The sequence below is a fragment of the Pseudoalteromonas sp. MMG012 genome (assembly GCF_018100875.1).
Taxonomy (GTDB): domain Bacteria; phylum Pseudomonadota; class Gammaproteobacteria; order Enterobacterales; family Alteromonadaceae; genus Pseudoalteromonas; species Pseudoalteromonas aurantia.
This window is the reverse complement of sequence record NZ_JAGJEF010000108.1, coordinates 1-11,239: the sequence shown is the minus strand read 5'-3', so window position 1 is coordinate 11,239 and position 11,239 is coordinate 1. Positions and strand designations below refer to the sequence as shown.

The window sequence follows — 11,239 nt, the reverse complement described above, 5'->3', positions numbered from 1 at the left end:
GTAAAAAAGGCGCAAGGCGCCTTTTTTACTTAATCTAAGCTATTGTATACTTTTTTATTTTCTTCTTTACTTAAAAATATAACTTCAGTGTCGCACAGGTAATCTTGTAATGCGCGCTTTTTCTTAAAGTCAATTAACACAAATAAGTTACCTAACCCTAATAGCGCTGTTAAGCTGCGTAACATTGCTGTTTTCCACGAAAGCAGATTTCCGTCCTGTGTTTGCACCTTTAGTCTCCATGCACGCATACCAATTGTTTGTCCACTCTTGGTCCAGAAGTAACTAAAAAACAATAGACTAACGAGTACGAGTAAGATTGCACGAAGGCTATAAAGTAGTGTTGAGTTTTGAATGAAGGCCGATACGTCTTCATGTTCTCCGAGTTGGAGTATGCCAGCCGAGATGAAGCTCTGTATAATGATTAAATAAACGATGGTCGTTAACATAGCAAATGCGATGACCACAAGACCATCATACATTAACGACGCTAAACGACGAAGAAGACCCGCTTTAGGGAAGTCTGACATAACAATACTCACAGTGTCGTAGAGAAATAAAAACTAGTACTATTCTACACAAAGCGTTTACTAATGGCGAAGCCTATTGAAATTTGTAAGCTGTTTACGGGTTAGGTAAAAGCAGGCGTAATAAGTATGCTCTTTTTGGGGGAATATTACACTATTTGTACATTTGTTAGTCTGTTGATATGAAATTGCAAAAAACAGCTTGCCGGGCTGAGTTATATTTGTATAATGCATGGCATAGAGACGAGGGCATACAAACAAAGCCTTAGCTCAAAGTGGTTTTTCTTTATTTTCTCTTGTTTTAGAAGATGAAAGAAAAATTATGCCAGTGTGATGGAATTGGTAGACATGACGGATTCAAAATCCGTTGCCTTCGGGCGTGGCGGTTCAAGTCCGCCCACTGGTACCACTTTTTATAGCCCGCTGATTTATCAGCGGGTTTTTTCTTGCCTAAAATTTGAAGTTTTCACTAACTCCTAAAATTATCGCTTCTACTGTAATAATCATTATTAATCTAACGCATTGACACCATGCGTCTTAATCATCAAAGGTCAAATGATCTTTAAATTCACTTTTATCATAGTTTAGTATTTACGACACAGTCCCTTTTCTGAGCTAAACTTAGTGCAGTGATAGCAGCTAAGTGAGTTGTGTGCAGTTAAGACATTCAGTGTTATTGTTTAAAGGGGCTGCGTTTATAAGTACTTTGGTTGTGTGTATTGTAAGTTGGTTTTTATACACAGAAGTAACGAATGGTATTAAACTTGAGAGAGCTCTTAGCGGCTTTGAAGGTTCGATTAATCGCTTAATTGAACATCAAGAACGTTATGTGGTTGAAAGAGAAGTGCATTTGGCACACGCAATAGCACCTTTATTTTTAAATTATCAAGATCAATTTAATTACCTATTAACACTCATTCTTGACGAGCCTGAGCATGTAACTCAATTGAATAAAATTGATGAAAAAATAAAAACATTTCGCCATGTACTTGGTCTATTTGAACAGTCTCAAACTAAGCTCGGTTACAATGAAGCTGAGGGGGTTTATGGGGAGTTTCGATACCATGCACATCGACTGCAATCTATTGCTACCCAAGAGTCGCTTCCTCAGTTGGAAATTTTAATTTTGGAATTAAGGCGTGCTGAGAAAGATTACTTACTGCGCTTCAAACCACATTACCTAACGTTACATCAACAGCACTTTGAGAGAGCTACAGAGTTGATAGAAGCATCATTTGCGAAACAAGCAGGGGTTTATTTACAGTATTTAGCGAAATATCAACACGGTTTTCTAGAATATGTTTCATTAATACAGCAACAAGGCTTAACCCATAAGCAGGGGCTAAGGGCCAAAATGTATGAAAATATTCAAGCAGTAAAAACCCACAGTAAAATTTTAAACGAAAGCTTATCTAAGGTGCGCCATGATAATAAGCTATCTCTCGTTTTTAGTGCGCTTATAGGAATAATTTCAATCAGTATAGGATGTTTGATATTACTGAACTATCTCAATAATCGAGTCTCAAAACATATATTAAAAATCAACAAAGTATTACAACGGGTAACGAAAGATGAGGATTTTTCGCTAAGAGCAGATCTGTTTGGTGATGATGAAATTGCACAAATAGGTCACCAGTTAGATGGTTTGTTTGCCTTCATTGAAACACTACTATCTCGTTTAAGTGCGGCTCAGACTCGACTCATTGAGGAAGCTAAAATAGCAAGTTTAGGTAATATGGTTAGTGGCTTTGCCCATGAACTAAATACTCCATTGGGCATTGCAATTACAAGTCAATCTCACTTAAAAGAGCAAGTTCAAGTGATCAAAGCTGATTTAGAGTCAGGCCTATTACAAAAGCAGGCACTGACAAAGTTGATAACTGAAGCTGAATCGGCTTTATTTCTTCTAGAGAACAATCTATTAAGAACCGCTTCTTTAATCGATGATTTTAAAAAAGTCGCCGTACATCAACAATATGATAATCTCGACGAATTTAATTTGAAGACACTTGTAACAGGGGTGTTTGATTGTTATCAATCGGAGTTATGCCCAGAACAGTATTCAGTTGAAGTCGAAATACCAGGCAATTTGGTTTTGGATAGTTACCCAGCGACGTTTTGTCAAATTTTAAGTTATTGTATTAATAATAGTATTAGCCATGCCAAGGTGCCGAGTAGGCCGCTAACTATCCTTGTTTCAGCAATGGTAGTTAATGATTTTGTTCACGTGTATTTTAAAGATGATGGTAATGGTATTGATAAAGAGTTGATCTCAGTTATTTTTGAGCCATTTATTACCACTAAGCGACATGATGGAGGGGCGGGATTAGGGCTAAGTATTGTGTATAATCTAGTTACGCAAAAGCTAAAAGGAGAGGTGAAAATGCTAAGTCCAGATCACGGCGGCGCATGTTTACATATTATATTAGAAAATACCAAGTATCGTTACACAACGGATGAAGGTATTGCCAATTGATCGTAAAAAAGGTGAACTGGGCACTATTTATTCAGTGGTTAATTGATTGAGTGGGTTAGACAAAATAGGTGGTTAGTGATCATGCCTATATTTTTGTGTCTACTTCATTTATTTTATGGTTTATTTCTAAGCGCTTCAATTGCGAGCCTAGCTGTTTTTGCACAAAAAAAACCTTTAATAGGTAAATTCGTTCTTTCAATAAAACTTTCTAGCAAGTTCATTTGTACACTATGACTACACACAACCGCAATAAACAAACATCCATGCTCTAATGACCAGAGATATGAATCTCGAATAACCTTCATAACCTCCAAACAGCCTAGCGTTTCAGGATCAAATTCTTCAATACGATACCATTGCTCATGCTGTGCGCTATTGACGGTTGTTTTCAGTTGTTCAAATGCTTCAGTTACGCCTTTCATATTAAAAGGGCCTGATACATTTAAGCACAGTATATCGTCTTGCCATGTATATTCTACAAAGCCGTGGATATGCATGATGCTACCTCATTACATTCGAGATTAATTTGATGTAGGGGTAAATAACACGACAGCATGATTTGAGTCAAGACCAGTTTGGCTGTGGCGTAAGACAGAGCAGGTATTTGTGTGATGCTCTGTCTCAAGAGGTGTTAGTGTATTACTTTTCTTGATTTAAACTGGTTAATTTATCCCCAATGGGTTTTGAGAAGTTATAACCGTCAAATTTGTCCCAGTTAATAGACCAAGTCATTACGCCGCCAAAGTTCGGGGCATTTTTAGCTGGTACAATGGTAGAGCAATTAATGCCTTTAACTAGGCAGTCTAATGCAGCAATAATGTTACCTATGGGTGCTTGTCCTGAGTTTGCAGACTGAGGACCAGATGGAAGGCCAATTGCAACTTGGTCATCACGTAGTGGCGCAAAGCGTGTACCGTTGGCTAATTCAAACCCTTCAAGTAACATTTTAGCATGTGCAACCATCATATTAACGGAGCCTTCTGGTGCACTACCTGGTTGATATGGATTTGGTAGCCCGCCATTGTTGTACAGTTGTACATGAAGTAGATCCAATGTGTCGCGAAGTTCATTTATAAGTGGAATGTAAGCGCCCCATATACCGGTATATGCAACCATACCACCGTGAACGTAGGGGTGCTCTGGTGCCATTGTAAGGACCATATCCCCGCCAATGTTTTGCTCAATTTCTTTTAATGCACGAGGTAACCTAGCTTGAATTTGCGTACCGTGCATGAGATTCGAACCACTTTCAAGGTCAATGTCTAAGCCATCAAATCCCCATTCATTGATAATCGCGGTAAGGCTTGATACAAAGTTCACTTCATCACTGTCGGTATTTAATGTGATAGTACCTTCTGCACCTCCAAGGCTTAATACAAACACTTTTCCTTGTGCCTGAAGTGCTTGCATATCTTGTTTGAACTTCACTGGGTCAATTGCTGGGCAGTTAGAGTGAATGTCTTTTTCAAATAAGTTGAAATGAACCGTACCGTTTGAGTTACGATCATTGTCGGCAAATGCAATATCAATAATATCCCATGCAGGTGAGATTTGATCGAGTGGCAGTGGACAGCCAGCGGGATTAACAAAGTTATGCCAGTAACCAATTAGTTTGTGTGTTTTAGCTATGGGCGTGTCAATCACTTTAACACTAATACCTTCGCTAGTTGCTTGGTTTCCTAGATTATCTTGAGCAATGGCCGTAATGGTTTTATTACCTAAACTCGCTGGAGTGTATTGTGTAGAGTACGGAGCTGTGGTGTCAGTAGCGACCAAAACCCCATCTACCGCAAAGCTGACTTGTGTTACTTGTCCTACTAAGGCTGATGCATCAGCGGTCAACTGCGTTGAACTACCTAAGGCTAGCTGGCTTCCTGCAACTGGGGAGGTAATTGAGCTGACGATTGGTTTGTCTGTTATGGTAACGATTTGAGAGTTCGTTGTTTGATTGCCTTCATCATCGGTCGCAATCGCTTTAAGCTGGATGGCTCCCAATTGTTGAGGTACCCAATTAACCTGATATGGTGCTTGCGTTAAACTCGCGAGCAAACCATTACCAGCATAAATATCTACTTGACTGACTTGACCATCAGCATCAGATGCCGCCACTGCGATATCATAATTACGGTCTTTTAATAATGTACTGTTTGCCGCTGGTGAATTAAAGGTTATGATCGGTTTAATCGCACAAATACCTTGGTCTGTCCAAGCGTCAGTCCATGCTTGACCAACACCTGGTTCATAAGCCCATAGAGCGTCAGAGCTACACCAAGGTCCAATATCACAGCGATATTTGTTGTTATTGTGTGCTACCACATCGCCTGTACTATAATTGCCACTTGCTTGATAGTTTGGAATGTTTGCACATCCCCCCGACCCTGGCTGTGATACCGAAATAGTGGCAATCGCAGATGCCGTGGCATTTTTATTATCTTTAACAATCGCTTTAATTTGTTGATTGCCTGCGGTTGCATCCCAAAGTGTTTCATACGGCGCACTGTCATCTGTTGCAAGTAATGTATCATTGACCCAGAAAGTTACATTCGTTACTTGGCCATCGGAGTCGGCTGCGGAAGCTGCAATTTTAACTTGCTCACCTTGCCTATATTGTGCGTTATTAAGCGGTGCAGTTAATTCAATTGTCGGGCTGACATTGGGCATACCATCAGAGACTGTTAATGTTGCAGCTGTGCTGGTGGTACTTGCGCCTACATTATCTGTGGCCACTGCGGTTACTTGATACTGTCCTGCTTGTGTTTGCCAGATAACTTGAAATGGCGCTTGTGTATCAATACCAGCGGATAGACCACTTACGAAAAACTCAACCTGGGTGATTGTGCCATCAGGATCAGTTGCTTGCGCACTAAAAACAGCGCTGTCATTTATGGGTAAAGTTGAACCGTTAGCGGGTGAGAGCAGGGTAACTTCTGGCGCTTGATTACCTCCACATGCCCCTAAATCTTGCCACACTGCATATGGGGTGGAATTGTCTGCTGGAGATTCTGCTTGTGTCCACCACTTTGCTTTATATGCAGTGTTATTTTGAGTGACAAAGTTGTCTGCGACATAGGTATTATTACTCGACCATGGTTCAATACCTTGGCAATCATAAGCAAATGAATAAAAGGGTAAGGAGCATAGCCCTATTACTGCACTATGTAGCACCTTGTTGGTGTTAAATTTCATCTTAATTTTCCTTTACAGTTGTGTTTTTTTTGCTCAAAAGCAAAGTTCAGCATATATGTAAGCTAAATGTTGATCAATTGTATTGTTGTAACCAAACTGTTTGTTTAGTCTAAAGAGGTTAATAAATATGGCAGAAAATAGGGGATTAGGTAGCGATCTGTTATACTTGATTTTCTTACAACAGCATCAAGATATTCAACAGCCTGTGTAAGTGCAGTCGGCTTAGCAGATGTCACATTGCTTTCATTTGTTAGGGCTTATGCCGCTGTGGTTTTCCTATCTATTTGTTGAAGATAAGCCCCAACACATGAGAGTTTAAATGACGTTTTCAGATTTGGGTTTGTCTCCATCAATTGTTCAAAGTATTACAGATAAAGGCTACACAACCCCAACAGCGATTCAAGCTAAAGGGATCCCTGCGGTTTTATCAGGGCAAGATGTGATGGCTGCGGCACAAACGGGTACAGGTAAAACAGCTGCTTTTACGTTACCGCTTATCGAACAATTGTTAAAAGAGGACCGTCCACGTGCTAATCAAGCATTGGCGTTAGTGTTAGCTCCAACACGAGAGTTGGCTTTGCAAATAGCCGAAAACGTGGAAGCATATAGTCAAGGAACACGCTTACGTTCTGCGGTTGTATATGGTGGTGTGAAAATAAACCCTCAGATGATTCAATTGCGTAAAGGCGTGGATATTCTCATCGCTACGCCTGGGAGGTTGCTTGATCTCTATAGCCAAAATGCTGTCAAGTTCAATCAATTACGTACATTGGTGCTGGATGAAGCTGATCGTATGCTTGATATGGGCTTTATTCATGATATTAAACGTATTATTAAGGTATTGCCGAAAACGCGCCAGAACTTACTATTTTCAGCGACATTTTCAGATCCAATTCGAGAGTTAGCCAAAGGGCTGATTGTATCGCCAATTGAAATATCAGTGACACCAAAAAATGCAGCCTCGAAGACTGTAACTCAGTTTGCATATGCCGTAGATAAGCCCCAGAAAACTAAGCTATTGAGCCACTTAATTAGAACCAATAAATGGCAGCAAGTATTGGTGTTTTGTCGTACTAAGCATGGTGCAAACCGGTTAGTCACGCAGTTAGAGCGTGATAAAATAACTGGAGCTGCAATTCATGGTAATAAATCTCAATCAGCACGCGTAAAAGCACTCAATGGGTTTAAAACAGGCGAAGTCAATGTGCTTGTGGCAACAGATATCGTCGCGCGCGGATTAGATATTGCAGAACTGCCTTATGTGGTTAACTATGACTTACCGAATATTTATGAGGATTATGTTCATCGTATAGGGCGTACTGGGCGAGCAGGAAGTGATGGTCAAGCAATTTCATTTGTGACTGCCGATGACGCAGTTGATTTGTATGGCATTGAACGTTTTATTGGCGCTTTGATCCCAAGAGCTGAAGAAGATGGCTTTTTACCGCAACACCCTGTTCCTGAAAAAGCATTGGATACACGCCCAGTGAAACCTAAAAAGGCAAAGAAACCGAAAACCCACAGTAATCAAGTTCAAGGGCAAAGTCCATCAAATAAAGCGAAGCAAGGACAAAGCAAGCATAAACCACGTGGAAATGGAGGAAGCTCAGCAAAGTCACACGTAAAAGCTGCAATTGATAATCCGACCAATGCCAAGCCTAAACGTCGACGTTTTTCGGCGCCCAAACCTAAGGCGTCATAGCTGCCAGTGAAACGTACTTAATATAGTGTGACGCAGCGATAAAATAAGATGATTTAACTTGCTTATCATCATTATTCATTGATAGTAGTAACAAACTACTTGATAAGGATAATGATGATTTATTATGTTTTGGCCAGCATAGGCCTTGTTCTGTTTATATATTCCATTAGTGTCCGGCAGCTTGCCAAGGCAGAAGTCACCGCCCCCATATTGTTTGTGTCATTTGGTGCATTACTCGCATTATTACTCTCTTATGAAAGTACTTCTACTCTGTTAGACGCCTCGATAGTTTTACCTGTCGTTGAAGTTACATTGGCAGTGGTTCTTTTTAGTGACGCTGCAAAGACACGATTGCGTATACTTTATGAGTCCTATCAATTGCCGTTACGATTATTACTGATTGGGCTGCCTTTAACGGTGCTTTTTGGGGCTATATTTGCTTATTGGTTATTACCGATCACTTGGGTTGGAGCCACTTTACTGGCCGTGATCATTGCGCCTACCGATGCCGCTTTGTGTAAAGGATTTTTGACAGAAAAGCGGGTGCCAATAAGGTTGAGGGAAGCGACTAACGTAGAAAGTGGCTTAAATGATGGATTATGTGTACCGCTTTTTTTATTTATGTTGGGAATTTTTGTAAATCATGAGAGTGCCGAATTATCAACGCTATCTTGGTTTTTTTTCAGAGAGTTAAGCATAGCTTGTGTGATCGCAATCACGGTGACGTGGCTTTCAATTTTGCTTATAAAAAAGGCCAAGCATCACCATTTTTTTGCGACGACGACAAGTCCTTTTTTGTTTGTTGGTGTTGCATTACTTGTTTTTTCACTGGCACAAGCACTACATGGTAGTGGCTTTATTGCCGCTTTTGTAAGTGGTTTGCTATTTGACCGCTTTTACGATGATGAGGTGAAAGATCAATTGATTGAAGAGAGTGAGCATCTAGCCGATTTTGCGACATTATTAATATGGACGTTATTTGGTGTTGTATGCACTTCACTGTTGAGCAATGGGGTCAATGTTGATGCGATGGTGTTTGCTGTGTTAGCAATTTCAGTGGTCAGGATACTTCCAGTAATGCTGAGCTTGCTGCACAGTGATACTACGATACATGAACGGCTCACGTTAGCGTGGTTTGGTCCTAAAGGGTTGGCAACGGTGGTTTTTACCCTAATGCTATTATCAGTAATGACAGGAAAGGAAGGAGCGCTAATTACTGAAGTCGCCATCTACAGTGTTTTACTGAGTATTTTCGTACACGGTATATCTACTCGGCCGGTTTCTTTGAGTTTTAAAGGATTGGAGTAAGTACTCAAAACGTCATGTAAATGAAATAAAAAAGTCATTATACGTCCCTAAAATGAGCATCGATTTTTAATTGCATAAGACTAATTTGCTCATACGTTACGGGAAGACCATGAAAAAGAAACTAATAACATTAGCAGTATCTGCTGTTTTACTCACTGCATGCAACGATGATACTAAAACGGTTGAAGTGATCAAAGAAGTAGAAAAAGAGGTTATAAAAGAAGTTGCACCCACACCAGTAACGTCAGTGAAAAATGTAATTTTAATGATTGGTGACGGCATGGGGGCACAGCAAGTTGGTTTATTGGAAGAGTATGCTCGCCGAGCGCCAAATTCGACTTATAACGCTCGTGGAAATCAAACGGCTTTATCCAAGTTAGCAGACGCAGGGCACATGGGGCTTTCATTAAATGCTCCGCATGGGGAAAATGGCATGCTAGTGACAGACTCGGCATGTTCCGCGACACAATTGGCAACGGGTATGGCTGCTGGCTCTGAAATGATCGGTCTTGATGAGCAAGGTAACATTGTAGAAACTATTTTAGAAAAAGCGAAAAAAGCGGGTAAAGCAACAGGCTTGGTCTCAGATACACGTATTACTCATGCTACGCCAGCTGCATTTGCTGCGCACCAACCACATCGATCTATGGAACCTGAGATTGCTGAACAACTCGTAAATACCGGTATGGTTGATGTATTATTATCGGGCGGAGCGCGAGTCTTTATTCCATCAGATATTAAAACAGATGAAGCAGATCAAAAAGTACTTGCTGATTTGGGGATGCCAGCGAGCGTATACAAAAAGTCGAAACGCAATGATGATAAAAATATTGTATTAGCTGCGAAAGAGCAATATGGATACGCATTGGCTTTTGACAAAGCACAGTTGCAAAATAGTGATGCAGATAAGTTATTGGGCTTATTTGCAAATTCAGGTATGGATGATGGCATTGCATATAAAGCATGTCAGGCAAATAACAGTTGTACTCAGCCATCATTAAAAGAAATGACCGTTAAAGCATTGGATATTTTATCTAAAGATGAAGATGGATTTTTCTTAATGATTGAAGGTGGGCAAATAGATTGGGCTGGGCATGCAAACGATGCTGGCTGGATGCTTAATGAGCTTTTAAAGTTTGATGAAGCCGTTGAAGCTGTGCATGAGTGGGTCAAAGATCGTAATGATACATTAGTGGTGGTGACCGCAGATCATGAAACGGGGAGCTTTGGATTCAGTTATTCAAATGTTAATAAACCTGAACCGGTTTCTCTCCCGGGAGATGGTATGAATAATCGAGATTACAAGCCTAATTTTAATTTTGGGTCTTTAAATATTCTGGATAATTTATACGAACAAAAAGGCACATTCTTCGATGTGATGGGGGCCGTTAATGCCGATACCGATTATAGCAATAGCACTGATGTACAGTGGCAAAAAGCCATAGAAGAATTGACACCATATACAGTCACATTAGAGCAAGCTGATAAAATTGATGAGTCGTATAAAGTAGGGGCTGATGATAAACCACTTCCTTATTTTAATGATTTTTCAGAGTTCTACGTATACGGTGGTGAAGATTTTACAGGTAAAATAGCGCGCGCAGTGGCGAGTCAGCAAAATGTTGTGTGGGGAACTGGTACGCATACAGCAGCACCAGTCCCTGTTTATGCTTTTGGTCCAGAAGGCGTCACTAAGCAGTTTTCTACTTTACAACATCATGTTGATATTTCTAATAAAATGATGGCTGCGTTAGAACTTAAATAAAATATTAAAATAGTATTCATTGAACAATTATCTAGAAAATTAATAATTGTTTAATGTTTTCTGGTTATATTTAAACCTCATTTTATAGGGAGTTTTTATGAGGTTTAAATTTACATTTTTATTCTTGCTTTTATCTAGCCAAGTTAATGCTAATAATAACGAATATATAATTGAGGGAGTTGATGAGTTAGGTCAAGAAATAAATCAGAAAGTTAAAGTTGAAAATGAAAATGGAAATGGAAAGGTTTTATATCAAGGTGATATATTGGCAGGGCAAA

8 protein-coding genes and 1 tRNA gene are annotated in these 11,239 nt (G+C 39.9%); 6 read left to right on the top strand and 3 right to left on the bottom strand.

Annotated elements, in window-relative coordinates; translation table 11 throughout:
* Window positions 1-29 precede the first annotated feature (29 nt).
* Entirely contained in the window at window positions 30-527 is a 498-nt protein-coding gene (locus J8L97_RS21340) for an RDD family protein (protein WP_211052648.1), read from the bottom strand.
* 321 nt (window positions 528-848) lie between these two features.
* On the opposite strand from J8L97_RS21340, the gene J8L97_RS21335 reads away from it, so the two are divergent.
* A tRNA-Leu gene (locus J8L97_RS21335) sits at window positions 849-933 on the top strand.
* Window positions 934-1,176: 243 nt separating this feature from the next.
* A complete protein-coding gene (locus J8L97_RS21330) occupies window positions 1,177-3,000 on the top strand; it encodes a HAMP domain-containing sensor histidine kinase (RefSeq protein WP_211052647.1) in 1,824 nt (607 codons plus the stop codon).
* 113 nt (window positions 3,001-3,113) lie between these two features.
* Here the strand turns inward: J8L97_RS21330 and J8L97_RS21325 are convergent, their stop codons facing one another.
* Together J8L97_RS21325 and J8L97_RS21320 are read right to left on the bottom strand one after the other, a co-directional pair.
* On the bottom strand, window positions 3,114-3,497 hold the full coding sequence (locus J8L97_RS21325) for a hypothetical protein (RefSeq protein ID WP_211052646.1): 384 nt from the start codon (window positions 3,495-3,497) through the stop codon (window positions 3,114-3,116).
* 142 nt (window positions 3,498-3,639) lie between these two features.
* Window positions 3,640-6,186, bottom strand: coding sequence for an Ig-like domain-containing protein (locus J8L97_RS21320; RefSeq protein WP_211052645.1), 2,547 nt, complete (start codon window positions 6,184-6,186; stop codon window positions 3,640-3,642).
* 319 nt (window positions 6,187-6,505) lie between these two features.
* Here J8L97_RS21320 and J8L97_RS21315 point away from each other — a divergent pair, with 319 nt between their 5' ends.
* From J8L97_RS21315 to J8L97_RS21300, 4 genes are all read left to right on the top strand, one after another.
* Window positions 6,506-7,888, top strand: coding sequence for a DEAD/DEAH box helicase (locus tag J8L97_RS21315; protein ID WP_211052644.1), 1,383 nt, complete (start codon window positions 6,506-6,508; stop codon window positions 7,886-7,888).
* Between the two features lie 114 nt (window positions 7,889-8,002).
* Window positions 8,003-9,196, top strand: a complete 1,194-nt coding sequence (locus J8L97_RS21310) for a sodium:proton antiporter (RefSeq protein WP_211052643.1) — start codon at window positions 8,003-8,005, stop codon at window positions 9,194-9,196.
* A 109-nt stretch (window positions 9,197-9,305) separates the two neighbouring features.
* Window positions 9,306-10,961 carry an alkaline phosphatase gene (locus tag J8L97_RS21305; protein ID WP_192508480.1) on the top strand — a complete coding sequence of 552 codons (1,656 nt, stop codon included), beginning with the start codon at window positions 9,306-9,308 and terminating at the stop codon, window positions 10,959-10,961.
* A 97-nt stretch (window positions 10,962-11,058) separates the two neighbouring features.
* Window positions 11,059-11,239 (top strand): hypothetical protein (locus J8L97_RS21300; RefSeq protein ID WP_211052641.1); only part of this gene is annotated, 181 nt, incomplete at its 3' end.